This is a genomic window from Methylobacterium fujisawaense, from assembly GCF_039619325.1.
In the GTDB taxonomy this organism is placed as follows: domain Bacteria; phylum Pseudomonadota; class Alphaproteobacteria; order Rhizobiales; family Beijerinckiaceae; genus Methylobacterium; species Methylobacterium fujisawaense.
This window is the reverse complement of record NZ_CP155000.1, coordinates 4,782,088-4,807,503: the sequence shown is the minus strand read 5'-3', so window position 1 is coordinate 4,807,503 and position 25,416 is coordinate 4,782,088. Positions and strand designations below refer to the sequence as shown.

The following is a 25,416-nucleotide window of genomic DNA, read 5'->3' as shown; positions in this document are numbered from 1 at the left end:
GGCTTTTTTGTTCCTGCCTGCCGGCCGCGGCGAACCCGGGCTCCCGATCGAGCGATCCGGTTTGAACCGGCCAAGTTCGGGTGTATCTGGCATCGAAACCGGGTAGATTCGGCAATCGAGGTTAGGGGAGGAGCGCGACGTGGGTGGTCGCCGGGCGATGCTGCTCATCGGAGGGATGGTGCTCGCCGCGGCCGGTCTCGCCGTCACGCCACCGGGCGAAAGGCTGCGGGCGGATGCGGGCCCGATCATCGCGGAGATGCGGGCGCGGGCAACGGCGCTCGTCCCCGATTGGCGCGATGGTCCACCTGCAGCGGCACAGCTTCCGGCGCCGCGCACCGCCGTCGAGGATGGACGGACGGTGGTGCGGCTGACGGCAGCCGAGCGCGCGCGGATCGGGCTCGTGGCCGAGTCGCGGCCGGCCGTGCTTCACCGGCAGGAGTTGACCGCCTACGGCAGCGTCCTCGACCTCGCCCGGATCACCGAACTCACCAACAGCTATGCGGGCGCCGTCGCGGCGCTTCAGACGGCGCGCGCCCGTGTCGAAGTCTCGGCCAGTGCTGCCCGCCGGGCCCGTAACCTGGGCGCCGGCGTGGTGGCGGTGGCGCAGATCGAAACCGCCGAGGGCACGCTCCTGACCGATCAGGCGTCGATGACGGTGGCGGAGTCGCAGTTGCGGACGCTCGCCGCCACGGCGCGCCAGGAATGGGGTTCGGTGCTCGGCAAGGCGATCATCGAGCGGTCTCCGCTGGTGACGCGCCTGATCGAGCGGACCGATTTCCTCATGCAGGTCACCTTACCGCCCGGGGAGACGCTTTCCGAAGCGCCGCAGGCCGCCTTCGCCGAGGTGCCGCCCCAGAGCGCGCGCGTTGCCCTCCGGCCGGTCTCCCCCGCGACGCGGACCGATCCGCGGATCCAGGGGCAGAGCTTCTTCTACTTGGTCTCCGGCGACAGCGGCCTCCTGCCCGGCACCAGCACGATGGCGTTCCTGCCGGCGTCCCGCGCGGTCAAGGGCGTCCTCGTGCCGGAGGATGCCGTCGTCCACGGAGAGGGCGGCACCTGGGTGTATCGCGGCACCGGCGACGGCGCCTACGTGCGCCATCCGGTCCGGCCGGATGCCCCGATGTCGGCCGATGCCTTCGTCGTCGAGGACCTGCCGGACGGCAGCGAGATCGTGCTGCGGGGGGCGCAGGCGCTCCTCTCGGAGGAGATGAAGAGCCGCATCCGCGTCGTGGGCGACGACGATGACTGAGCCCTCCCCTGCAGCCGGCCGCGGCGGCGGTTTGCAGGCCGCACTCGTGGGCTTCGCCGTCCGCCTGCCGCGGGTGGTCCTCGCGCTGGCCTGCGCGGTCCTGGTCTTCGGGCTCTACGTCCTCGCGGGGGCCCGGTACGATGTCTTCCCCGAGTTCGCGCCGCCGACGGTGACGATCCAGACCGAAGCACCGGGCCTCGATTCCGAACAGGTCGAGGTGCTGGTCACGCAGCCCGTCGAGGTGGCAGTCGGCGGCCTGCCGGGCCTGGAGACCCTGCGCTCCACTTCGATCCAGGGCCTGTCGGTGATCACTGCGGCGTTCAGGCCCGGCAGCGACGTCGACCGGATCCGCCAGCGGGTCAACGAGCGTCTGGCGGCGCTGGCCGGCCGCATGCCCGACGGCGTGGCAGCCCCCGCCATGACCCCGCTCACCTCTTCGACGCTCACCGTCCTCCTCGTCGGGCTGACCGCCGAGGCCCGCGACGCCATGGACCTGCGCCAGATCGCGGAATGGACCGTGCGTCGGCGGCTCCAGGCGGTGCCCGGCATCGCCCAGGTCTCGCTCTATGGCGGCGGCGTGCGCGCCCTGCAGGTTCAGGTCCGCTCCGACGACCTGATCCGCTTCCAGATCGGCCTCAACGACGTCCTGGCGGCCGCCCGAAAGGCGACCGGCGTGCGCGGGGCGGGCTTCGTCGACACGCCGAACCAGCGTGTCCTACTCCGGACGGAGGGACAGTCCCTCACGCCGGAGGCGCTCGGACAGATCGTGCTGCACAACGACGGCGGGGCGAGCGTCGTGCTCTCGGATGTGGCCACCGTCACGGCCGCCCCGGAGCCGGCGATCAGCGCGGCCCTCGTGGACGGCAAGCCCGGCGTGCTGCTGATGGTCGGCGCCCAGGTGGGCGTCGACACGCGCGCCGTGACGGCCCGCCTGGAGGCGGCCCTGGACGAGCTGCGCCCGGTTCTGAAGCGCGAGGGCGTGAGCCTGCGGGCGGACCTGTTCCGGCCTGCGAACTTCGTGGATGTCGCCACGGGCAACGTGATCCAGGCGCTGGCGCTGGGCGGCGTGCTGGTGATGATCGTACTCCTCGTCTTCCTGGCGGATTGGCGGGCGGCGGTGATCAGTGCAGCGGCGATCCCGCTGTCGCTGATCACCGCCGCGCTCGTTCTCCAAGCCTGGGGCGAGAGCCTCAACACCATGACGCTGGGCGGGCTGGCCCTTGCCATCGGGGAGGTGGTCGACGACGCGGTGATCGGCGTCGAGAACGTCTCCCGCCGCCTGCGGGAGGCGCGGGGCGGACGGCGCAGCATCCCCCGCGTGGTTCTGGCCGCGATGCTCGAGGTGCGGACGTCGGTCGCCTACGCGACGCTCGCGGTGATCCTGATGTTCCTGCCCATCCTCGCGTTGACCGGCGTCGCCGGCCGGCTGTTCGGTCCGCTGGCGCTGGCCTACATCGCGGCGGTCGTCGCCTCGCTTCTGGTCGCGCTCACGGTCACGCCGGCCCTCGCGATCCTGCTCCTCGGCAGTCGTTTGACGCGCCATGCGGGCGCCGCTCCGCCCGACCCGCCGGTGGTGCGCTGGAGCCGGGCGGCCTATCTGCGGCTGCTCGCCGGCATCGGGCGGGTGCCGCGGATCGCCATGGCCGGCGCGCTGCTGGTGACCCTTGCGGGGGCCGCCATCCTGCCGACCCTCGGAGCGGTGTTCCTCCCCGACCTGAAGGAGGGACACATGATCCTGCACATGGTGGCCATTCCCGGCACCTCCCTGCAGGAATCGCAGCGGCTCGGGACCCTGATCACCGGCGATCTGAAGGAGATCCCCGGCGTGCGCGCCGTGGCGGCGCAGATCGGGCGCGCCGAGGCCGCCGAGGATACCGCCGGGCCGCATTACAGCGAGATCCACATCGATCTGGAGCCCGGCCTCGACGGGGCTGCCCAGCGCCGCGTCGAGGCCGGCATCCGGACGCTGATCGCCGGCTTCCCGGGGGCGGCCTTCTCGCTCAAGACCTTCCTGACCGAGCGCATCGAGGAGACCGTCTCGGGCTTCACCGCACCGGTCGTGGTCAACGTGATCGGCAGCGATCTCGACCGGATCGAGGCGGCGGCCCGCTCGGTCGCGCAGGAACTCTCGGAGGTGAAGGGTGCCCGGGACGTCCAGCAGGCCTCGCCCGCCGGGCTGCCGCAGGTCACGGTGGCGCTACGCCCGGTGGATCTGCGGCATTGGGGCCTCGATCCCGTAGAGGTGCTGGAGGCGGTGCGCACCGCCTACCAGGGTGACACGGTGGGCCAGACCTATCGCGGCAACGCCGTGTTCAACGTGCTGGTGATCCTCGACGCACGCGTGCGGGATCGCCTCAGCGCGGTGGGGGACCTGCCCCTGCGGGCCCCCGGCGGGCGCTATGTCCGCCTGTCGCAGGTCGCCGACGTCTACGAGAGCGCCGGCCGATACCAAGTGCAGCATCTCGGAGCACAGCGCGTGCAGGCGGTGACCGCCAACGTCGCCGACCGCGATCTGGCGGGATTCGTGGCGGCGGCCAAGCGCAAGATCGCCCGCGAGGTTCGGCTGCCCGAGGGGGTCTACGTGACCTTCTCGGGCGCCGCCGAGGCCCAGGCGGCCGCCCGCCGCGACCTCCTCGTCCATGCCGGGCTCGCCGGCTTCGGGATCGTGGTGCTCCTCGCCATCGTGACCGGTTCGGCGGCGAACTTGCTGCTGGTGCTCGTCAACCTGCCCTTCGCCTTCGTGGGCGGCGTGGCCGCGGCGGCGCTGACCGGCGGGGTCTTGTCGCTCGGCTCGATCGTCGGGTTCGTGACCCTGTCGGGCATCTCGCTGCGTAACAGCGTGATGCTGATCGCCCATTACGAGCAGATGGTCACCCGGGACGGGCGATCCTGGGACGCGGCCACGGCGGCGGAGGGCGCCGCGGACCGGATGGTGCCGATCCTGATGACCTCCCTGGTCACGGGTCTCGGCCTGCTGCCGCTGGCGCTCGGCGCCGGCGAGCCCGGCCGTGAGATCGAGGGCCCGATGGCGCTCGTGATCCTCGGCGGCCTCGTCACCTCGACGGTGCTGAACCTGCTGATCCTGCCGGTGCTGGCGCTCCGCTTCGCCCGGTTCCGGCGCGTGGATCCCGCGGATCTGGAGCTGACCGCGATCGGGTCCTGACGGCGGGCCGATCCGGCCTCGCGCCGCAGGTCGCCGCTGGTCCTACCACCAGCTCGCGCGGGTCTCGGGGGCGGCCGGCCGGTTGGCCGAGGCCGGGCGCAGGGAGTGATCGAGGGCGGCCAGCACGCGGCGCACGGCGTCCTCGTAGGTCGCCGCCACCGGTTCGCGCGGCCGGGCGAGCCCGATCGGCACGGTCTCGTCCAGGCGTCCCGGCCGCGGCCGCATTACCACCACCCGGTCGGCCAGAGTGACGGCCTCTCCGACATCGTGCGTGACGATCAGGATCGTCGGCTTCGACTCGGCCCAGAGATCAAGGAGTTGCTCGTGCAATCCCTTCCGGGTGAAGGCGTCGAGGGCGGAGAACGGCTCGTCGAGGAGCAGGACTCGCGGCCGCGCCACGAAGGCCCGGGCGATGGACACGCGCTGCTGCTGGCCTCCGGACAGTTCCCGGGGCCAGCGGCCACCGTGCTCGGCGAGGCCGACCCGCTCCAGAGCATGGGTCACGCGCGCCCGGCGCTCGGACCGCGGGAGGTCGGCGAGGCCGAAGCCGACATTGCCGGCCACGTCGAGCCAGGGCAGCAGCCGCGGCTCCTGGAACACGACGCCGACGCTCGGATGGGGCGCGCGGATCGTCTCGCCGTCGACCTGCACGGCGCCTTGGCTCGCCTGATCGAGCCCCGCGATCAGCCGGAGCAGCGTCGTCTTTCCGCAGCCCGAGCCGCCGATCAGCGCGACGATCTCGCCCTGCTGGACCGACAGGTCGATGCCCGACAGGGCCCGCGTGCCGTCGGCATAGGTCTTGGAGAGGTCGTCGACGGTCAGCACGGGCATCTCTCGCGCGGTCGCGGGATGGGGATCGGATTGGAACCGCGGCGCGGGGCCGTCCCCGGTTCCGCGCCGCACGTCAGCCCAAATCCTGCGGTCACAGGCTGTCCCGCACGGTATCCTGCCATCGGGTCAGGGGCCGTGTCAGCGTCAGCAGGGCCATGTCGGCCGCCTTGCCCACGAGGGCAAAGGCGATGATCGCCGCCACGATCTGATCCGGCTTGCTGAACTGCTGGCCGTCCACGAGCAGATAGCCGAGGCCCTCGGAGGCGCCCATCAGTTCCGCCGCCACGACGAACAGGAAGCCGAGACCGAGCCCCGTGCGCAGGCCGACGAGGGTCGCCGGCAGCACGGCCGGCAACAGGATCCGGCGGGCGAGGGCAAGGCGGGACAGGCGGAAGATCCGCCCGACCTCGACCAGCTTGCGGTCCACCGAGACGATCGCCCCCGAGACGCCGACATAGACGGGGAAGAACACGCCCACGGCGATCAGCAGCACCTTCGGCGTCTCCAGGATGCCGAACCACAGGATGAAGAGCGGCACCCAGGCCAGAGACGGGACGGCGCGCAGGGCCTGCAGGCTCGGATCGATGAGCCAGCGCAGCAGCGGGATTGTCGCGACGAGGGCACCCGCGATGATCCCGGCCGCCGCCCCGCACAGGAAGCCGAGGCCGACCCGCACGAGGGTCGCCTCGACGTGAAGCCAGAGATCGCCCGACACCGCGAGCTCCCAGAGGGTCGCGCCGATCCGGCTCGGCGGCGGGAGCAGCCGTCCGGAGGCCGCGCCCGTCGCCACCGCGATCTCCCAACCGATCGCCGCGACGAGCGGCAACAGAAGCCCCAAACCCGCGCGGCCGCCCCGCCGCAGCAGCGGCACGCTGCCGCTCACTGTCCGGCGACGGGATTGAAGTGCGCGTCGAGCAGGCCGTCGACGGCCGCGGCCACGTCGGTGCCCGCCGGGATCACGCCCGCCTGCTGCAGAGCTGTTCCGGCCGCCTTGATCGACTGGGCCTGGGCTGCGCCGATCGCCGGCTGGGACAGGTCGGTCCGCTCGAGCTGACGGGCGATCACCGGCTCGGGCAGCTTCGTGGCCGCAACGAGGGATGCGGCGAGCGCCTGGGGGTTGGCGAGCGCGTAGGCGCGGGCCCGCTCGTAGGCGGCGATCACCGTCCGGACGAGGTCGGGATGGGCCGTCGCGAACTCCTCCCGGACGTCCAGCAGGCCCCAGGTGTTCGCGGCGGCATCCCGGTAGAACAGCACATCACCGTTCTCGATCTCGGCGGCCGCCATCATCGGATCGAGGCCGGCCCAGGCATCGACATCGCCGCGATCGAGGGCGGTCCGGCCGTCCGGATGCTGCAGCAGCACGAGCTTGGCGTCGCGCTCGGTGAGGCCGGCGCTCTGGAGCGCGCGGATCAGGAAGATGTGCGGATCGGTGCCCCGGGTGACGGCGACGCGCTTGCCCTTGAGATCGGCGGGCTTGGCGATGCCGCTATCCTTGCGGGTGACGAGCGCCGTCCATTCCGGGCGCGAATAGGCGTAGATCGCCTTGATTGGATTGCCGTTGATCCGCGCCACGAGGGCTGCGGCGCCAGCCGCCGAGCCGAAATCGATGGCGCCGGCGTTCAGGAATTCGAGCGCCTTGTTGGAGCCGAGCGACTGGACCCAGCGGACCTTGATGCCCCGCGGCGCCAGCGCCTCCTCGAGGAAGCCCTTCTCCTTCAGGAGCAGGCCGACCGGATTGTAGGTCGCCCAGTCCAGGCGGACCTCCTTCGGATCCTCGGCCCGGGCCTCGCGCGGCGAGAGGCTGCCCAGGCACGCCAGGGCGAGGCCGGCGGCCAGGAGGGATCGGCGGTTCGGGATCATGAATCGGGCCTGGCGTCTGAAGTGGGTGCGGCGGGAGGCGTTCGGTCTGCGGCGCCGTAGCACAGGTCCCGGTTCGCGGTGCGATCCGAGCCGGTTCCTTCGAGGCGGCCGCGTTCGGGGAGTCAGCAGCGGCGGTGGATCAGCCGGACGGATCTTTCGGACCACGGCGAGGTTCGAGCGCGAACCGTCCACCCGATCCGGACGGCGTCCCTGTTCGTCCCGGGGACACGACCGGACCGCCCATGCGTCTTCATCTTCCCTGCGCTGCCCTTACCGTGACAGTGAATACAGGATCCTGTCGGTCGGCCAAGGAGTCAACGAAACGGCTTTCCCTACTTTGCTGGGTGAAAGCAAGAATGTTCGTCATTTTGCGACGGCACGAGAATGTTTTGCGCTTGAACGGAGCGGCGATGCCACTGCGGTTCTCCGACCCTTCTCGGCGCCCATTCAGGCCAGCGAGACGCTCTGCGTCCGACGACGGGGCCGTTCGGCGCGATCGGGGACGTGCGTGGCGCGCAAGCGTGTCGAGCCTCCTGGCGGTCGCGCATCCCGGTTGACCGCGGCCGGTCTGCGCCACGCCGAATCCCGGGCGGACGTCCGGCAGCCGGCGTGCCCCGGCCTGGGCCGACGTCGGATTGGATGCGACCCTCCCGCATCGTCGATGACAGAGTCGGCTGCGTCGCCCCCCGGTGCCCGACACATGGCGTCGGGCCCGGCCTTCGTCATTCATCGCTCGATCACGAGATGTGCCGACCCTTCGTGCGCGAATATTGATTTGCAGAAAGGCCGGTGAATATTATTGGTTTATGGGTTCGGGCGATTCACGCGGCGATGCAGGCGCGATCATGGGGACAAGCATGGGCGCGAACCGGCACGAGCGGGTCCCGGACTTCTCGGGCTATCCGGATCTCGTCGTGATCTATCTCGGCATGAAGGTCCGGACGCTCGCCGGCGTCAGGACTCTCCTCGGCTTCGGACCGCGCATCGCCACCGTCGGCGCGGAACGCCCGGACGGCCTGCTGCACTACGAGAACAACATCATCTTCAGCCTGCGCCCGCTGCATCTGGGCATGCGCTGGTACTGGCGCGACATCGACAGCATGGTCGCCTGGGCGAAATCCGAGCCCCATCGGATCTGGTGGCGGGATTTCCTGCGGGACACGCGCGGCGTCGGCATCTGGCACGAGACCTACCACATGCGCGGCGGCATGGAGGCGATCTACAACGCCGTCCCGAGCGCGGTCGGTTTCTCGGCCTTCATGCCGATGCAGGAGGCGCGCGGCTCCCTGGCGACGCGGCACGCGCGGCATGCCACGTCCGATCTGCACGACCTTCCCTCGGGGAATGCGCCGGAAACGTCCGTGTCCCGCTGACGCGCGCCACGGGCCCTGCCCCGGTGCCGGCCGGTACCGTCCCAGCGGAAGCGGGATGAGCCTCGCGCGTGCAACGCTGGGTTCGCGTGCACGGGTGGGTCGGCTAGACTCCGGCCCGCTCACGCGGCACGGAGCAGATCAGCCTCGATGACGGTCGGTTCGATGAGACAGGGCACCCTGCGCCTCGGCGCATTCTTCTACGCGACCGGCCACCATGTTGCGGGCTGGCGCCATTCCTCCAGCGAGGCCGACGGCGGTCTGGTCCTCGAGCGCTATGTCGGCTGGGCGCAGCGGGCCGAAGCCGCAAAGTTCGATCTCATCTTCCTCGAGGACGGCACCGGCATCCGCGACCCTCGATCTCCGATCCAGCGAGCGCACCGCGCGCTCCACCCATTTCGAGCCGGTGACGCTCCTGTCGGCACTCGCGGCGGTGACGAGTCGGATCGGTCTCGTCGCCACCACCTCCACCAGCTTCAACGAGCCCTACAACGTCGCGCGCCGGTTCGCGTCCCTCGACCACCTCAGCGGTGGACGGGCCGGCTGGAATCTCGTCACCTCCGCGACCGACGCCGAGGCGGCGAATTTCGGCGGCGACCGGATCGCCCGCCACGCCGACCGCTACGAGCGCGCGGAGGAGTTCGTGGACGTGGTCCTCGGCCTCTGGAACACCTGGGACGATGGCGCGGTGATCATCGACCGCGCCAGCGGGCAATTCTCGAAGCCGGATGGCTTCCGCCCGTTGAACCACCGCGGCAGCCATTTCGAGGTGCGCGGGCCGCTCAACATCTCGCGCACGCCGCAGGGACAGCCCGTGCTGGTGCAGGCCGGCTCCTCCGGGCCCGGCAAGGATCTGGCGGCGCGCACCGCCGAGATCGTGTTCACGGCCAATCAGACGCTGGAGGAGGCGGTGGCCTTCTACGGCGACCTGAAGGAGCGGATGGCGAGGTTCGGCCGCGCCCCGGACGATCTGAAGGTGATGCCGGGCCTGTTTCCCGTCGTCGGCCGCAGCGAGGCCGAGGCGCGGGCGAAGTTCGAAGCCCTGCAGGACCTGATCGATCCCGTCGTCGGCCTCGCGCTGCTCGGACGCATGATCGGCGGCCACGACCTGTCGGGCTACGATCCCGACGGGCCCGTCCCGGCATTGCCCGAGACGGACGGCATCAAGTCCCGCCAGCAGCTGATGGTCGACCTCGCCCGTCGCGAAGGCCTGACCCTGCGTCAGCTCTACCTGCGCATCGCGGGCGCCCGCGGCCACTCGCAGATCATCGGCACGGCCGCCCAAATCGCGGATGAGATGGAGGAGCAGTTCCGGGCTGGCGGGGCGGACGGCTTCAACATCATGCCCCCGACGCTGCCCGGCGGTCTCGACGACTTCATCGCGCTGGTTCTGCCGGAGCTTCGCCGGCGCGGCCTGTTCCGCACCGAGTACGAGGGCCGAACCCTGCGGGACCATCTCGGCTCGCGCCCGCCGGCAGGATTCGGGCCTCATCCAGCCAGGACCTAGGGGTAGCGGCCGGTCGCCGCGTGCAGCGACCGGCCTGCGGCGTCTTGGCCATTAAGATGATCGCGCACAAGCGATAATCCCTGTGATACGAGGAGCCATCACGGTCGAAGGCCGCCATGTGCAGGTCGTGGCAGGGGCGACGGGGCATTGACGGATCAGCAGGAACGCACCCGCTTCGAAGCGGAGTTTGCGCGCATCGGCGCGAGTTCCGACCCGTTCGTATCCGCCGTTCGGGCGACGCGGATGCCGATGCTGATCACCGATCCCAATCAGCCGGACAATCCCATCGTCTTCGTCAATGCCGCCTTCTCCACGCTGACCGGTTACGCCCATGACGAGATCATCGGGCGGAACTGTCGGTTCTTGCAGGGGCCCGAGACCAACCGCGCCGATATCGCCAAGATCAGAGCGGCCATCGCGCGCCGGGTGCCGATCGAGATCGAGCTGTTGAACCACAAGAAGAGCGGTGAGCTCTTCTGGAATCGGCTCCTTATCTCGCCGGTCTTCGATCGCGACGGTGAGTTGACTTATTTCTTCGCGTCGCAGTTCGACGTGACCCTGGAGCGGGACAAGCTCGCGCGGATGCATCGCGACCGGCTGGCGCTGGAGCTGGAAGTGGAGCGGCGCACCAGCGACCTCACCCGCAGCGAAGAGCGACTGCGCTTCATCCTGAAGGCCGGACGCTTCGGCTCCTGGACCCTCGATCTCGCCGACATGCGCCTGGTGGCCTCCGAAACCTGCAAGGAGAATTTCGGACGAGCGGCCGACGACCCGTTCAGCTACGAGGATCTGATCGCGGCGATCGATCCCGAGGACCGCCCGCGCATGCAGGCGGCGGTGCAGACCTCGATCCGCGAGCATAGCGACTACGACATCGAGTACCGGGCGCGCACGCCGCGTGGCGAGCTGCGCTGGCTGCAGATCCGCGGCCAGACCTTCTACGACGCGGTCGGCCAGCCGCTGAGCATGGCCGGCGTCTCCATCGACGTGACCGAGCGCAAGCGCGCGGAGGAGCACCGCACCCTCCTGGCCGACGAGCTGAACCACCGGGTGAAGAACTCGATGGCGACCATGCAGTCCATCGCGCACCAGACTCTGCGCAACGCATCCTCCGTGGAGGAGGCGCACAAGATCCTCGATGCGCGGCTGCAATCGCTCTCGGCCGCCCACGACGTTCTGACCCGCGAGAGCTGGATCGGCGCCACGCTGACCGTGATCGTGGAGGGCACATTGCAGCCGTTCCGCGGCGGCGCGGGGCAGAGGTTCCTGATCAACGGCCCGGAGGTGTGGCTGACGCCGCGCCTGACCCTCGCCTTCACGATGGCGCTGCACGAGCTGGCGACCAACGCAGTCAAATACGGCGCCCTGTCGAACGACAGGGGACGGGTGATCCTGAACTGGGACGTGGTGGATGGGGCGAGGCCAGCCCACCTCTGGTTCCGTTGGGAGGAAATCGGCGGACCTGCGGTGACGGCGCCGGCCCGCGGCGGCTTCGGCACGCGCCTGATCGAGCGGGCGCTGGCCGCCGAGATGGGAGGCTCGGCGGAAATCGAGTACCGCCCCCGCGGCGTCGTCTTCACCCTGGACGCGCCGTTGCCCGACCGGAGACCGGCCGCAGCGGAGGACCCAACGGCCTGAGGACCTCGAGCGCCGGCGCGCCGCCGTTCAGGTCATGCGCGTCAGGACAGCCTCGTTCCAGAACCTGCGATGCAGGAAGGCCATCGCGGCATGGCCGAGGACGACCGCCAGGAGCGTGAAGCCCAGCCAGTAATGGAACAGATCGGCGGGAAGCATCATCCAGGCGATCTTCGTGTCCCGCTCCGGCATCAGGGGGAGACCGTAGGGCGCAAAGGGCTTGCCCGAACCGTACTGGCGCAGAAGCGCTAGGCCGGGGACGAGGATCATCAGCAAATAGATCAGGCCATGACCGGCCACGGCGGCGCGCCCCGGAGCGCCTGGATGCGACGGGCGCCGGTGGAGATTCGCGAGTCCCCAGGCCCCGCGCAGGAGCACGAGCACGAACAGCGTGAAGCCAAGGGTGAAGTGGCTCCCGCCGACGAGGCGCGTGACCGCCGTGTCACCGATCGCGACGTAGAGCAGCGCGCCCGTGAATTGCCACGCGAAGAGGGCGGCCATCAGCCAGTGGAAGCCGCGGCTGATGCGGCCGTAGCGGTGCGGGGTGTCCAGCCAGACACCCTGCGGCGCGGCTTCGCGGTTCATCGGCCTGGTCATGCCGCGGTCTCGGTCCACAGGTCTCCGGCCATGGCGTCGGCTTGCAGGATCTCGGACGCCGCGGCGGTGAGCGCATGATCCGGTCCGGGCTGGCGCAGATAGGTGGCGAGGTCGCGCGCGAGCCGCTCCAGCCTATGGCCGCGCATGAATCCCTGCAAGCCGACCGAGCGCTGGGCCAGCTGGAGGACATCGAGGCCGGCGCGCTCGACCGCGAGGCGGACCAGGTTGATGTAGGCGACCACGCGTGCGGGCGGCAGCCCGGCGTCCGATGCGACCTGCGCGCCGCGCTCGATCCAGAGCCGCGCCCCCTCGACCGCGATGGCTCCCTCGCCGAGGCGGGCCAATTGGTGCGGGTCGCCGCCCCGGCCGGTCCGGTTCAGGTGGCCGCGCCAAGCATCGAACACGGCTTCGATGCCGCCGAGCTGGACCGCAGCAAAGCGCCACGCGCCGCCCGAGAAGGCCGGCTGCTGGAAATAATCGTCGGGCTGGCCCAGGATGTCGCCGGCATTGACGGCGAGACCGGTGAAATCGACCGTGCCGGTCGCCGAAGCGCGCATGCCCTGTGCGCGCCAGGCCGAGAGATCGGCCCGGGTGCCGGCTTCGAGCGGCACCACCATCATCGCCACGCCGGCCCGGTCCGGATGCCGGGCGGTCACGAGGGCGCGGGTGACGTAGCCGGCGCCCGACGCGAAGGTCTTCACGCCGAGGAGTTGTCCGTCGGTATCGCGGGCCTCGACCCGCAAGCCGCCCTCGGCCGGCTCCGTATTCCAGACTCCGAACAGATGACCGGCGCGCGCGTCGGCGAACAGGCGGCTTCGCTGGTCGGGCGTGCCGTACCGGGCGATGAGCTGGATGGCGTTGACGTGTCCCTCGTAGAGTCGGCCGAGGGCGAGGCTGCCGTAGCCGACCAACCGCAGAACCTCGGCCAGCGCGCCGGCTCCCGGCTCCGTCCCCAGGCCGGCCCCGGCCTGTTCCACCGGGACCGGGGCGGCGAGCAGCCCGAGCCGCGCGAGATCGGCAACATCGTCCTGCGGGAAGCCGCCGTCATGGTCCTGGGCATCCGCGCGCGCCGCGGCGGCGGCGGCAATGGTTCGGGCGGCCGCCTCGGAATCGTAGATCGGGTCCAGACGGGTCCACTGGTCCATGCGTCTTTCCCCTTCAAGTCGCGGCCGGGCGCGGCGGAGTGCGCAGACCGCACCGCCGATCCGTGCACGCTGAGCGTCTAGCATCGCGATCCGCGCGGCCCGTTACAGGAGCGCAGCCGCGCAGGGTCGAGCGCTCGGATGTCGTCACGTCTCGCCTCTTACCCGCACTGGATGCGGAAGATCATAGAAAGCTAACCTGAGAGTGAAGCACCCTTTCCTCATCCGGGGCTGCGACCAATGCGACCGCATTCGGCCGGGCCGGCGGCTGCGCCGCGATGGTTCAGTTCAAAGTCCGGTTGGCGCGCAGCTGCGACACCGCGAGGTCGACGAAGGTCCGCACCTTCGCGGGTGCGCGCCGGCCTTCCGGATACAGCACGTGGACGGGTATCGGCGCCTCCTCGTACTCGTCGAGCACGATCCTGAGGCGGCCTTCGAGCAGATCCGGGCCAATCTGGTAGTGCAGGACCCGCGTCAGCCCCCAGCCTGACCGGGCGGCGGCGATCGGAACCTCGTTGGTGTTGCTCTGAAGGGTGGAATGGACGACCACCCGCTCGTTCCCCGCGAACCGCCATTCCGGCGACGCCCAGGCGCCGGTGGAGACCGCGATCCGGTGCCGCTTCAGATCCGCCGGCGTCGTCGGCACGCCGTGCCGCGCGAAATAGGCCGGGGCGCCGCAGATGACATGGCGGACCGATCCGACCCGCGCCGCCGTCAACCCGGAATCGGTCAAGCGGCCGATCCGGATCGCGACATCGATCCCTTCCTCGACGATGTTGACGGGCCGATCGACGAACAGGGTCCGCGCCGACATGGTCGGGTAGGTGTCGAGGTAGTGGGTCACGATCGGGAGGACGTGCATCTTCCCGAACAGCACGGAGGCCGTGACCGCGAGCGTCCCCGAGGGGGTCGCATTGGAGCCGGCCGCCGCCGACTCGGCCTCGGCGATGTCGGCCAGGATCCGCCGGCAATCCTCGTAGTAGCGGCTGCCCGCCTCCGTGAGCTTCACGGAGCGCGTCGTCCGAATCAGGAGCCGGGCGCCGATGGTCTCCTCGAGGGCCGCCACAGCACGCGTGACGGCCGGAGGGCTCATGTGCAGGAGGCGGGCGGTCTGCGCGAAGCTCCCCGTCTCGGCGACCTTGGCGAAGACGCGCATGGTTTGCCAACGATCCAAGGCCTCGCTCCTGGGCTTCGCGAAACGGACCGCGCCGTCGACGCCCGGTCCAGGCTCCCCTCACCCGCCGGGCCGGTGATCAGAAGCCGAAATGGCTCAGGCCGGGATGATCGTCCGGCCGGCGTCCGAGGGGCCAGTGAAACTTGCGGTCCGCTTCCGCGATGGGCAGCTCGTTGATGCTGCTGTGCCGGTAGCGCATCAGCCCGTCCTCGGCGAATTCCCAGTTCTCGTTGCCGTAGGCCCGGAACCAGTGGCCGCTGTCGTCGTGGTACTCGTAGGCGTAGCGCACGGCGATCCGGTTACCGGTGAAGGCCCAGAGCTCCTTGATGAGGCGGTAGTCGAGCTCCCGGTTCCACTTGCGGGTCAGGAAAGCCTCCACCTCCGCGCGTCCGTTCAGGAACTCGGCGCGATTCCGCCAGCGGGTATCGGTCGTGTAGGCCAGGGCGACCTTGGCCGGGTCGCGGCCGTTCCAGCCATCCTCGGCGAGGCGGACCTTCGCGATCGCGCTCTGCTCATCGAAGGGCGGCAGCGGGGGACGGGACATGGTGTACTCCTGGGGTGCGCGAGGTTGCGGGGCCCGGGCCCGATATCGACGCCGCGCACAATGATCGGCCGCCGACGATCCCGGAAGGTGGAAAACGGAGTCGGGTGAAGCGTGCCGGGCGTCACAGCGCGAGCTGCACCCGGTCCGTGCCTTCGGCGGGCACGGCCGAGCAGATCAGCACTTCGTCCTCAGTTACGGCGGCGCTCGGTTCCTTGCGATAGGTCACGGCGCCGGCGAGCAGCTTTGTGCGGCAGGTCCCGCAACTGCCTTCCCGGCAACTGAAGGCGGGTGCGAGGCCGCGGGCTTCGGCGAGGTCGAGGAGGCTACCGGACTCGGGGGTCCAGCGCGCCTCCTTGCCGGTGTCGAGGAAGGCGACGGGCACCGGTTTCGTTGAGGGTGGCGGGCGGGGCGGCGTGGCGCCCTCCGACCCCGCCGTCCGGACCAGCGCGGAGGGGCCGAACGCCTCCGCGTGGATCCTGTCGTCCGACACGGTGTAGCCGCGCAACCCGTCATAGAGCGCCTGCGTGAAGGTCGGCGGCCCGCACAGGTAGAAGTCGTAATCGGCGAAAGCCAGGAAGCGCGTGAGCAGCGCCATGTCGATCCGGCCCGCGACCTCGTAATCGACGCCGGCCCGGGCATCGGAGACGTCGCTCAGGACGCGCACGATCCGGACGGAGCCCTGTGCCGCTGCGGCCAGCTCGGACAATTCCGCGTCGAAGGCGCGATCGGACCGCGCACGTACGGCGTAGATGAGCGTGGTCGGTCGGATGTTGCGGGTGCGCAGGCCCTCGTAGACCACGTGCCGGAGCATTGCCAGGAGCGGCGTTATCCCGACGCCGCCGGCCAGCAGCACCGCGGGGCGCGCCGCGTGGGCATCGAGGGAAAAAGCGCCGCCGGGCGCCCGCGCCTCAATGATGTCCCCAACCTGAAGGCGGTCGTGCAGGTGCTGCGAGACGATGCCGTCGCGCTTCACGCTGATGCGGTAGGTCGGGTCGGAGGGCGCGACCGAGAGCGTGTAGGTGCGGGCCACCGGCGCGTCCGCTCCGGGCAGCGTCACGCGGATCGGGAGATGCTGGCCCGCACGGTGCGGGAGCCGTCCGGCTCCGTCGTCCGGAGCCAGATGGAAGGACCGGATGGAGCGGCTCTCGTCGGTGATCTTCGTCACCCGGAAGGGCCGCCAATGCGCGGCACGCTCGGTCGCCCGGACGCGATCGGCCGCCTCCACCCAGTCGCCGGTCATCAGCGCGTTCGGCGACCATCCATCCGCCTGGAACGACCACCGCAGCGGAAGGGCGCCCCGCCGACGGATGACCCGGCGCGGCCGGAAGGTCCAGAGACGCTCGGCGCCCTGGAAGGCGGCGAGCTCTGGCGAATCCAGGATCACGGCGGCGTCGCCGGTCAGGTGGAGAAGATCACCCGTCGCGAAATCGGTGAAGACCAGCCCTGCCCTGCCGTTGAGGTGGATGTTGCCGAGGGTGGCGAAAAACAGGTTGCCGGCGAAGTCGGGGATCGTGAGCGTACCGTCCGCAGCGACACGGACGAAGCCCGTCTTGCCGCCGCGATGCGAGACGTCGACCTGGCGCCGGCCCTCGCGGTCGGCATACGACGCCACGAAGAACGTGTCGGCCGTCGCGATCAGGGACCGCGCCGCCTCGTCGAGGTCCGCGCGCTCCTCGATTGGGGCCGCGACGGGCGCGCGAAGATCCCCGAGGACGGTCATGTCGCGGAGCTGGATGTACTGCGGACAGTTTCCGAAGCTCTGATCGACGTCGAAGTGCAGGATCCCGCCGGCCGTGGACCGGACGATCCCGTTGACGCGGTTGCGTCGACGGCTGTGCAGCTCGATCCCGAGGAGACCGATCGCGTCGCCCTCCCCCGTACCCTCAGCCGCGGGATCGCCCGGGTCGGGCCGCACGGCGATGTCGAGGGCCGTCGGTGTCGGTGAGGTGATGAAGCCCGGGCCGCCGGCGAGAAGCGTGGCCCAGGCATCGCCGCGCCGGTCGACGCTGCCGAGAACGACGAAGGGAATCTGCGCATAGAAGGCGCGGTGCTGATCGGGCATGAAGTCCCGCACCACCCTCTGTCCGATCATTTCCATCCGTTCGGCGGCGCCGACCGTCTCCTGAATGGACTTTTCGCCGGCATGCCAGGTCGGCAGCTTCGCAAAGGTCTGACCGTCATCCATCATGGCGCCCTCCGCTCGATTCCGCTCCCGGATGCGGTGGCATCCAGGCCTGCCGGTCACCCCGCGGCCGTGAGGCCGGCGGGTGTCTTCGCGAGAGGGACGAAGCCCGGCAGGCTTTCGACCCGGCGCAGGAACGCCTCGACGTTCGCATAGCTCGACAGATCCACGTTGCCCTCCGGGGCCCGGGCCAGGTAGCTGTAGAGTGCCACATCCGCGATGGTCGGCCGCTCGGCCGCGAGCCAGTCCCGCCCGTCGAGATGCGCCTCGAGCCGCGCCAGAAGCGTGTGCGCCCGGGCGATCACCTCCTCCGGATTGAACGTGGCGCCGAAGACCGTGATCAGCCGGGCCGCGGCCGGTCCGTAGGCGAGTTCACCCGCCGCGACCGACAGCCAGCGCTGGACCGCCGCCGCGCCCTGCGGATCCTCGGGCAGCCAATCGGACCGGCCGAGCCGTTTCGCGACGTAGACCAGGATGGCGTTGGAATCGGAGACGATCACGCCGTCGTCGTCCAGCACCGGTACCTGACCGAACGGGTTCATCGCGCGAAAGGCCGGCGTCCTGTGCTCGCCCGCCTTCAGGTCGACCTCGACCAGCTCATGCGGCGCGCCGACCAGGGACAGGAACAGGCGAGCCCGGTGCGCGTGGCCCGAGAGGGGATGATGGTAGAGCTTCATGGTGGCGGTTCTCCGTCGGGGGCCGGGATTGCCCCGCGCCGCGACGGTAGAATGCTGCCGTCGCGGCTTCGGCGGAATGCGCGTTCTGCGCAGCACATCATTCCGGAAATCGGAACAATCATCGGCGCCTGTCGCCGGCCTCGCACGAGAGCCGGGATCGCGACCAGTCCTCGGATCCGTGCCGGCGCGCCGATTCCGCGCGCGAAGGTTCGGAGACGTGAGGAGCGGTTGGAGGGATGACGTCCTCTTTTCGGGTTGCACCTGCGGGATCCGCGTGCTCGTCTTACCCGCCTTCGCCTCCGCCGGGCCCGCGGACGGGTCGTCGATAGGATTCTCGCCATGGGCCATCTCTCGACGCACGTGCTCGACACCACCTCGGGCAGGCCGGCTGCCGGCGTGGTCATCGAACTGCGCCGCCTCGCCGCCGACGGGACGGCGGAGCCTATCGCCTCGGCCGTCACCAATGCCGACGGGCGGACCGACGGTCCCCTGCTGGACGACGCGACCCTGTCGGCCGGCACCTACGAATTGCTCTTCCATGTCGGCGCGTATTTCGCCCGGACGGGTCTGGACGGATCGCCACCCTTTCTCGATGTCATCCCCGTCCGATTCGGGGTCTGCGACCCGGACGGGCGCTATCACGTCCCCTTGCTCGTCACGCCGTGGAGCTACGCGACCTATCGCGGAAGCTGACGTGGTCCCGCACCGGACAGGACCGGTGGCAGGGCTGAAGAGCCGCGTCGAAGGCCGCGAAGAGAGGGGCGGGACGCAACCTCCGAAAGGACCGCGCGGGCCTTGACACGGGCTCCATAACCGAAGAGCCTAGTTTTCAGGCGTGGGGCAAAGCTGCCCAGTTTCGCGCCACAATGTCTCGACCTTTCCCGGCGATGCCGCCCGCAGTGCTCACGCACTGGCGGGCTTTTTGCGTTCTGAAGGATTGCATGGGCCTCAGCCATCACAGCATCGGCATCCTGTTCTCCACGGACGGTCCCTATGGCCTCGTAGGGCGGGCCATGCTGAACGGGGCACGGCTGGCGGTCGAGGAAGTGAACGCGCAGGGCGACATCACCCTCGAGCCGGTGATCTGCGACCCGCAGGGCGCCCTCGCCGGATACGTCGCCGGCGCCGAACAGCTCCTCGGCGCGGGCATCCGCCACGTCGTCGGTTGCTACACCTCGTCGAGCCGCAAGGAGATCATCCCGATCTTCGAGAAGCGGGATGGATTACTCTGGTATCCATCGCATTACGAAGGCTTCGAGACGTCGGCGAATGTGATCTACACCGGCGCCGCACCGAATCAGCACATCGTCCCCCTGGTCCGATACCTGCTCGCCCGGGGCGGCCGTACCGCCTTCTGCGTCGGATCCAACTACATCTGGGCATGGGAGAACAACCGGATCCTGCGCGAGACGCTGGCGATCGCGGGCGGCCAGGTCACGGGTGAACGCTATCTCGCAGTGGGCGAGACCGCTCTCGGGCAGGTGATCGAGGCGATTCTGGACGCGAAGCCGGACTTCGTCTTCAACACCCTGATCGGGACGTCGGCGTATCGCTTCTTCCGCGATTTCCGGAGCGCCTGCCGGGCGCGCGGCATCGACCAGCCGCGGACATTGCCGGTGGCGAGCTGCAGCCTCGCCGAGCCGGAATTGGAGGCGATCGGGCCGGAGGCGGTCGACGGTCACCTGTCGTCGAGCGTCTACTTCACGTCGATCGACTCTCCCCGAAACCGGGCCTTCACGGCCGCCTATGCGGCGCGCTTTCCGGACGGGCCGACCGCGTCGGCCGATACCGAATCCTCCTACATCGCGGTCCATCTCCTGGCGCGGGCGCTGGCGCGGGCAGGGACGGAGGACGCCGCGACGGTGCGCAGGACCGCCTGCATGGACGCGTTCGACGCGCCGCAGGGGCCGGTCCGTCTCGACGAGACCACGCTCCATGCCTGTTTGACGCCCCGGATCGGCCTCTCGACGGCGGCTGCCCGCTTCAGCATCGTGGCGCAAGCGGACGAGCCGGTGGCGCCGGATCCCTATCTCGTGCGCAGCGACCCGCGCGTCGTGCCGGTGAGCCGGCGTCCGCGCCTGCGGGTGGTGCCATGACGAATCCCCGCCTGATCCAGAACTTCAGTGGCGCGCAGGCCCTGCTGATCGCGCCGCCGGGCACCGCCACCGAGGTTCTCGCCGGCACCCTGTTGAAGCTGGGGCTCACGGTCGCCTCGGTCGTCCCGGCCGGCGAAGCGCCCTGGCTCGATTTCGAGAGCCTCGACCCCGAGCGCCACATCGTCATCGTGGACGGCGACCTGCCGCTGCCGGGCATCGCGGCGAGCGCCGTCTCCGATCTGCCGCCAGTGCCCGTGGTCGGGCTCGTCGGCGCCGAGGCGCCCAGCCGGCTCAAGGGGCTGCTCCAGCTCGGCGCCACCGGGCTGCTGCGCAAGCCGATCCACGGTGCCTCGGTCTACGCCGCTCTGTTCCTAGCGGTGAACGAGCACAACCGACGGCGCGTGCTCGAGGAGCGGCTGGCCCGCCACGAGGAGCGGCGGCGCGGCCGGCGCCACGTCGTCAAGGCGATCCTGCGGCTGATGCAGGAGCACGGCCTCGACGACGACGCGGCCTACGAGGCCCTGCGCCGCGAAGCGATGCGCGCCCGCCAACCCCTCGAAGCGTACTGCGAAGCGCTCATCCGCACCCGGCCGTCCCCCGTGGCGCCCACCGTGGCGCCGCGACTGGCCCGCTCCTGAAGTTTTTTCGCCCCCCGAAGACGAGGATGCCCTGATGCCGAGAACGCCCCGCGGATCCCGCCTGTCCGCCCTCGCGGCCGCCCTGCTCCTGAGCACACCTTTGGCCGCCCCCGCGGCCCGCGCCGCCGACCCGATCAAGCTCGGCGTCCTCGAGGACCAGTCCGGCGACTTCGCCCTCGCCACGATCGGCAAGGTCCACGGAATCCAACTCGCCGCGGACGAGATCAACGCCGCCGGCGGCATCGCCGGGCGCAAGCTGGAACTCGTGATCTACGACACGCAGTCGGACAACACGCGCTATCAGGAATTCATGCGCCGCGTGCTCCAGCGCGACAAGGTCAACGCCGTCTTCGCGGGCTTCTCCAGCGCGTCCCGCGAAGCCTACAGGCCGATCGTCGACCAGCTCGACGGCTTCGCCTTCTACAACAACCAGTACGAGGGCGGCGTCTGCGACGGCCACATGGTCATCACGGGCGCGGTGCCGGAGCAGCAATTCTCGACGCTGATCCCGTGGATGATGCAGAAGTTCGGCAAGCGGGTCTACACGATCGCGGCCGACTACAATTTCGGTCAGATCTCGGCCGAGTGGGTGCGCAACATCGTCAAGGAGAACGGCGGCGAGATGGTCGGGGAGGAATTCATCCCCCTCGGCGTGTCGCAGTTCTCGCAGACGATCCAGAACATCCAGAAGGCCAAGCCCGACATCCTGATGACGCTGCTCGTCGGCACCGCGCAGGCCTCCTATTACGAGCAGGCGGCGGCCGCGAACTTGAAGATCCCGATGGGGTCCTCGGTCAATATCGGCCAGGGCTACGAGCACAAGCGCTTCCAACCCCCGAGCCTCGCCAACATGTACGTGACCACGAACTACATCGAAGAGGTCGACAGCCCGTCGAGCAAGGCCTTCCTCGCCAAGTGGAAGGCGAAGTTCCCGAACGAGCCCTACGTCAACCAGGAGGCCGAGAACTCCTACCTCGCGGTCTACCTCTACAAGCAGATGGTGGAGCGGGCGAACGGCTCGACCAAGCGGGCCGACCTGCGCAAGGTCATCGCGGTAGGCGACGTCTGCGTGGACGCGCCGGAGGGCAAGGTCTGCATCGACCCCAAGAGCCAGCACGCCTCCCACACGATCTCCCTCGCCAAGGTCGACGAGAAGCACGCGATCTCGTTCCCGAAGACCTGGGACAACATCCAGCCCTACTGGCTCGGGAAGGCCGGCTGCGACCTGACGCAGAAGGATCCGATGGCGCAGTACACGCCGAGCAACCCGCCCAAGCCCTGAGGCGCACGATACCGCCGGGGCCCGAGCGCCCCGGCCCCCCTCCGTCATGATCGGGCCTCCTGGATGGATCTGCTGACCCACGCCTTCACGTTCCTCTACCAGATCGGCGACGCGTTCTCGTTCCTGGTGCTCTCCGCCTGCGGTCTCGCGGTGGTGTTCGGCATGATGGGCGTCATCAACCTCGCGCACGGCGAACTCATCATGTGCGGGGCCTACGTGACCGCGGCGACGACGCGGGCCGGGCTGCCCCTGCCCCTCGGCATCCTCGCGGGGGCGCTCGCGGCCGGCGCCGTCGGCATGGTGATGGAGCGCCTCGTCATCCGCCACCTCTACGGCCGGCCCCTGGACACGATCGTGGCCACCTGGGGCATCAGCCTCGCGGCGACGCAGGGCACGCTGATCCTGCTGGGCTCCAGCATGCCGGGGATCGGCACGCCCCTCGGCAGCTTCGCGGTCGGCGGCTACTCCTACTCGACCTATCGCGTGGTCCTGATGGTCGCCGCCGTCGCGGTGCTGGCCGGGCTCTACCTCGCCTTCAACGCCACCCGCTTCGGCACCCTGGCGCGGGCCACCATCCAGGTGCCGCACATGGCCGAGGCCCTCGGCGTCGACACGCGCACCGTCTACGCCCTGACCTTCGGCCTCGGCGCGGCGCTGGCGGGCCTCGCGGGCGGGCTCTACGCGCCGACCATGACCATCGTGCCGACCATGGGCACGACCTTCATCATGGAGGCCTTCGTCACCGTGGTGGTCGGCGGCGCCGACATCTTCCTCGGCACGGCGCCGGCGGCGCTCGTGCTTGGCACGGTGCGGGCACTGCTCACCACGTGGCAGGGCCAGCTCTTCGGGCAGATCGGGCTCCTCGTCGCGGTGATCCTGGTGATCCGGGTGCTGCCGCGGGGCATTTCGGGCCTGATCCTGCGCGAGCGGGCGTGACGCCATGGTGATGAGTCTCGCGATGACCCTGCTCCGGCGCCTCGAAGGCCCGCAGACCCTGGGACGCGGGCCGGCCTTCTGGACCGCGTTCGCGATCGTGATCGCCGCCGCCATCGCCTATCCGTGGTTCGCGGACGGCTACACGGTCGGCAACACCGCCTACTTCTTCTGCTGGGTGTTCATGGCGCTCGGCCTGTGCCTGATCTGGGGCTATGGCGGCGCGCTGAGCTTCGGCCAGACCGCCTTCTTCGGCCTCTCCGGCTACGCCTACGGGGTGCTCACCCTCAATGTCGGCGCCGCCTACGGTTTCACCCTGGCGGCCCTGGTGCTGGCGGTAGCCCTCTCGGCCGTCATGGCGGCGCTCCTCGGCTATTTCCTGTTCTTCGGCCGGATCGGCGGCGTGTTTCTCGGCATCATCACCCTGTCGGTGACGCTCGCCCTGGAGCGCTTCATGGCGCAGACCGCCGGCCCGGAATGGAAGATCGGGGCGGCGCGCCTCAACGGCTACAACGGCATGAGCGGCATGCCGCCCCTGACCGTGCCGTGGTTCGACGGCGACGTCGTGCTGTTTCCCGACGTCGCCCTCTATTACGGCCTCCTGGGTCTGCTGATCGTCGTCTACCTCGCGCTGCGCATCCTGGTGAACGCCCGGTTCGGCAACGTGCTGGTGGCGATCCGCGAGAACCCGGAACGGGCCGAGATGCTGGGCTACGACGTCCGGCGTTACCAGCTCGCCGCCTTCGTGATCGGCTCGGCCCTCGCGGGGCTGAGCGGCACCCTCTACACCGCCTGGGGCCAGTACATCACGCCCTCCAGCATGGGCCTCACCGCCGCCGCGCTGCCGGTGATCTGGGTCGCGGTCGGCGGCCGCGGCGACCTGACGGCCACGCTGATCGGCACGCTCGTGGTCCTCGGCGGCTTCCAGGCGCTGACGATCTACGGCAGCCAGTACGCCCTCGTGGTGATGGGCCTGCTCCTCGTCGTGGTGGTGCTGGCGGCGCCCGACGGCTTGGTGGTGGCAGCCATGCGCGGGCTCGGCCGCCTGCGCCGCCGGGAGGCCGGCCGATGACTCCGCTCCTCGAGACCCGCGCTCTCAGCAAGCATTTCGGCGGCCTCCACGTCACCAACGACGTGAACTTCGCCCTCGCGGCGGGGGAGATCCACTGCCTGATCGGGCCGAACGGCGCCGGCAAGAGCACCTTCTTCCGCCTGCTGCTGGGCGAATACACGCCGGAGCGGGGGCAGATCCTCTACGCCGGCGAGGACATCACCGCGCTCAAGCCCTTCGCGCGGATCCGCCGGGGCATGAGCGTCAAGTTCCAGGTGCCGGGCATCTTCCCGAGCCTGTCGGTCGCCCACAACCTGGAGATTGCGCTCCAGCATCATCTCGAGGGGGCCTCGCTCGGCGCCGAGATCCGCCGGCTGCTCGCCTTCCTCAACCTCAGCGCGGCGGCCTCCGAGCGGGCCGGCAATCTCAGCCACGGGCAGAAGCAGTGGCTGGAGATCGGCATGGCGATCAGCCTCAAGCCGCGCCTGCTCCTCCTCGACGAGCCCACCGCCGGGATGTCGCCGGACGAGACCTTCGCCACCGGCGCGATGGTACAGGCCCTCAACCGCGACGGCGTCGCGGTGCTGGCCATCGAGCACGACATGGCCTTCGTCCGGCAGATCGCCCAGCGGGTGACCGTGCTCCATGTCGGGCGCATCTTCGCCCAGGGCACCACCGACGCGATCATCGCGGACGAGCGGGTGGCGGCGATCTACCTCGGCGAGACGGATGCGCCGCCCCTGCGGAGTGTCGCCGATGCCTGAGCCGCTTCTCGCGACCACCGGCCTGCGGGCCGGCTACGGCGGCAAGCCCGTGCTGCAGGGGGTCGACCTCGCGGTCCGGCCCGGTGAGATCGTGGCGGTGATCGGCCGCAACGGCGTCGGCAAGTCGACGCTGATGCGCAGCCTCGTCGGGCTGCTGCCCGCCTCCGGGGGCGGCATCGCCTTCCGGGGCGCCGCGGTCGAGGGCCTCGCCGCCCACCGGCGCGCCCGCCTCGGCATCGGTTACGTGCCCCAGGGCCGCGACGTCTTCCCGCGCATGAGCGTCGCCGACAACCTGACGGTCGGCGCGTCCCTGCTGCCGAAGGGCGAGCGGCCGGATTACGAGCGCGCCTTCGGGCCGTTCCCGATCCTGCGGGAGCGGCGCGGGCAGCGGGCCGGAACCCTCTCCGGCGGCCAGCAGCAGCAGCTCGCCATCGGCCGCGTCCTCGTCGGCGGACCCGCCCTGATCCTCCTCGACGAGCCGTCCGAGGGCATCCAGCCCTCGGTGGTGCAGCAGATCGGCCGCACCCTGGTCGATCTCAACCGCCGTACCGGGGTCACGATCGTGCTCGTGGAGCAGAACCTCGACCTGATCCGCGCCATGGCCCAGCGCAGCTACGTCATGGACAAGGGCCGGATCGTCGCGGAGCTGACGGCCCGGGACCTCGACGACCGCGACCTCGTCCGGCGCCACCTCGCCGTCTGACACCTCAATCCGTCAACC

The 25,416-nt window shown here is 70.1% G+C and carries 21 protein-coding genes and 1 pseudogene; 13 read left to right on the top strand and 9 right to left on the bottom strand.

The features are described 5' to 3' along the window. The first annotated feature begins 175 nt into the window (after positions 1 to 175). Positions 176 to 1,249, top strand: coding sequence for an efflux RND transporter periplasmic adaptor subunit (locus ABC766_RS22800; protein WP_301335445.1), 1,074 nt, complete (start codon positions 176 to 178; stop codon positions 1,247 to 1,249). Next, complete coding sequence (locus ABC766_RS22795; protein WP_345819559.1) at positions 1,242 to 4,412, top strand: efflux RND transporter permease subunit; 3,171 nt, start codon at positions 1,242 to 1,244, stop codon at positions 4,410 to 4,412. Before ABC766_RS22800 ends, ABC766_RS22795 begins: the two co-directional genes overlap by 8 nt. Before the next feature lie 42 nt (positions 4,413 to 4,454). Here the strand turns inward: ABC766_RS22795 and ABC766_RS22790 are convergent, their stop codons facing one another. The 3 genes from ABC766_RS22790 to ABC766_RS22780 form a co-directional block, all read right to left on the bottom strand. Next, a complete protein-coding gene (locus ABC766_RS22790; RefSeq protein ID WP_345819558.1) occupies positions 4,455 to 5,237 on the bottom strand; it encodes an ABC transporter ATP-binding protein in 783 nt (260 codons plus the stop codon). 97 nt (positions 5,238 to 5,334) lie between these two features. Then, positions 5,335 to 6,114: an ABC transporter permease gene (locus ABC766_RS22785; protein ID WP_345819557.1), complete on the bottom strand. Its 780-nt coding sequence runs from the start codon at positions 6,112 to 6,114 to the stop codon at positions 5,335 to 5,337. Positions 6,115 to 6,122: 8 nt separating this feature from the next. Further along, the gene (locus ABC766_RS22780; RefSeq protein WP_345819556.1) at positions 6,123 to 7,103 is read right to left on the bottom strand and encodes an aliphatic sulfonate ABC transporter substrate-binding protein; all 981 of its coding nucleotides are present in this window, start codon (positions 7,101 to 7,103) and stop codon (positions 6,123 to 6,125) included. 857 nt (positions 7,104 to 7,960) lie between these two features. Between ABC766_RS22780 and ABC766_RS22775 the strand changes: the two genes are divergently transcribed. From ABC766_RS22775 to ABC766_RS22765, 3 genes and pseudogenes are all read left to right on the top strand, one after another. After that, positions 7,961 to 8,476 (top strand): DUF4188 domain-containing protein, encoded by a 516-nt coding sequence (locus ABC766_RS22775; RefSeq protein ID WP_345819555.1) that lies wholly within the window; start codon positions 7,961 to 7,963, stop codon positions 8,474 to 8,476. A 162-nt stretch (positions 8,477 to 8,638) separates the two neighbouring features. Then, positions 8,639 to 9,980 (top strand): annotated as a pseudogene (locus tag ABC766_RS22770) (LLM class flavin-dependent oxidoreductase). A gap of 147 nt (positions 9,981 to 10,127) precedes the next feature. Beyond that, positions 10,128 to 11,618, top strand: coding sequence for an HWE histidine kinase domain-containing protein (locus ABC766_RS22765; RefSeq protein WP_345819554.1), 1,491 nt, complete (start codon positions 10,128 to 10,130; stop codon positions 11,616 to 11,618). Positions 11,619 to 11,645: 27 nt separating this feature from the next. Here ABC766_RS22765 and ABC766_RS22760 read toward each other — a convergent pair whose 3' ends face one another. The 6 genes from ABC766_RS22760 to ABC766_RS22735 form a co-directional block, all read right to left on the bottom strand. Further along, a complete protein-coding gene (locus tag ABC766_RS22760) occupies positions 11,646 to 12,212 on the bottom strand; it encodes a cytochrome b (protein WP_427902257.1) in 567 nt (188 codons plus the stop codon). After that, positions 12,209 to 13,357, bottom strand: a complete 1,149-nt coding sequence (locus ABC766_RS22755; RefSeq protein ID WP_345819553.1) for an acyl-CoA dehydrogenase family protein — start codon at positions 13,355 to 13,357, stop codon at positions 12,209 to 12,211. Before ABC766_RS22755 ends, ABC766_RS22760 begins: the two co-directional genes overlap by 4 nt. 280 nt (positions 13,358 to 13,637) lie before the next feature. Next, positions 13,638 to 14,528 (bottom strand): LysR family transcriptional regulator, encoded by an 891-nt coding sequence (locus ABC766_RS22750; RefSeq protein WP_345819552.1) that lies wholly within the window; start codon positions 14,526 to 14,528, stop codon positions 13,638 to 13,640. Positions 14,529 to 14,607: 79 nt separating this feature from the next. Next, a complete protein-coding gene (locus tag ABC766_RS22745) occupies positions 14,608 to 15,072 on the bottom strand; it encodes a DUF1348 family protein (RefSeq protein WP_043356394.1) in 465 nt (154 codons plus the stop codon). Positions 15,073 to 15,193: 121 nt separating this feature from the next. Next, a complete protein-coding gene (locus tag ABC766_RS22740; protein WP_345822824.1) occupies positions 15,194 to 17,257 on the bottom strand; it encodes a pyridoxamine 5'-phosphate oxidase family protein in 2,064 nt (687 codons plus the stop codon). A gap of 56 nt (positions 17,258 to 17,313) precedes the next feature. Beyond that, a complete protein-coding gene (locus ABC766_RS22735; protein ID WP_043356393.1) occupies positions 17,314 to 17,931 on the bottom strand; it encodes a glutathione S-transferase family protein in 618 nt (205 codons plus the stop codon). A 339-nt stretch (positions 17,932 to 18,270) separates the two neighbouring features. Here ABC766_RS22735 and uraH point away from each other — a divergent pair, with 339 nt between their 5' ends. From uraH to ABC766_RS22695, 8 genes are all read left to right on the top strand, one after another. Beyond that, positions 18,271 to 18,624 (top strand): hydroxyisourate hydrolase, encoded by a 354-nt coding sequence (gene uraH / locus ABC766_RS22730; protein WP_043758697.1) that lies wholly within the window; start codon positions 18,271 to 18,273, stop codon positions 18,622 to 18,624. A 248-nt stretch (positions 18,625 to 18,872) separates the two neighbouring features. Further along, positions 18,873 to 20,027, top strand: coding sequence for a transporter substrate-binding domain-containing protein (locus ABC766_RS22725; RefSeq protein ID WP_043758700.1), 1,155 nt, complete (start codon positions 18,873 to 18,875; stop codon positions 20,025 to 20,027). Then, on the top strand, positions 20,024 to 20,665 hold the full coding sequence (locus ABC766_RS22720; RefSeq protein WP_345819551.1) for an ANTAR domain-containing response regulator: 642 nt from the start codon (positions 20,024 to 20,026) through the stop codon (positions 20,663 to 20,665). The genes ABC766_RS22725 and ABC766_RS22720 overlap by 4 nt, the downstream gene beginning before the upstream one ends. A 34-nt stretch (positions 20,666 to 20,699) precedes the next feature. Next, positions 20,700 to 21,947: an urea ABC transporter substrate-binding protein gene (locus tag ABC766_RS22715; protein WP_345819550.1), complete on the top strand. Its 1,248-nt coding sequence runs from the start codon at positions 20,700 to 20,702 to the stop codon at positions 21,945 to 21,947. Positions 21,948 to 22,010: 63 nt separating this feature from the next. Then, a complete protein-coding gene (locus tag ABC766_RS22710) occupies positions 22,011 to 22,883 on the top strand; it encodes an ABC transporter permease subunit (RefSeq protein ID WP_043356373.1) in 873 nt (290 codons plus the stop codon). A 4-nt stretch (positions 22,884 to 22,887) separates the two neighbouring features. Continuing rightward, positions 22,888 to 23,952 carry a branched-chain amino acid ABC transporter permease gene (locus ABC766_RS22705; protein ID WP_427902256.1) on the top strand — a complete coding sequence of 355 codons (1,065 nt, stop codon included), beginning with the start codon at positions 22,888 to 22,890 and terminating at the stop codon, positions 23,950 to 23,952. Next, positions 23,949 to 24,695: an ABC transporter ATP-binding protein gene (locus ABC766_RS22700; protein WP_075380671.1), complete on the top strand. Its 747-nt coding sequence runs from the start codon at positions 23,949 to 23,951 to the stop codon at positions 24,693 to 24,695. Before ABC766_RS22705 ends, ABC766_RS22700 begins: the two co-directional genes overlap by 4 nt. Continuing rightward, on the top strand, positions 24,688 to 25,398 hold the full coding sequence (locus ABC766_RS22695; protein ID WP_345819549.1) for an ABC transporter ATP-binding protein: 711 nt from the start codon (positions 24,688 to 24,690) through the stop codon (positions 25,396 to 25,398). The genes ABC766_RS22700 and ABC766_RS22695 overlap by 8 nt, the downstream gene beginning before the upstream one ends. Positions 25,399 to 25,416 lie beyond the last annotated feature (18 nt).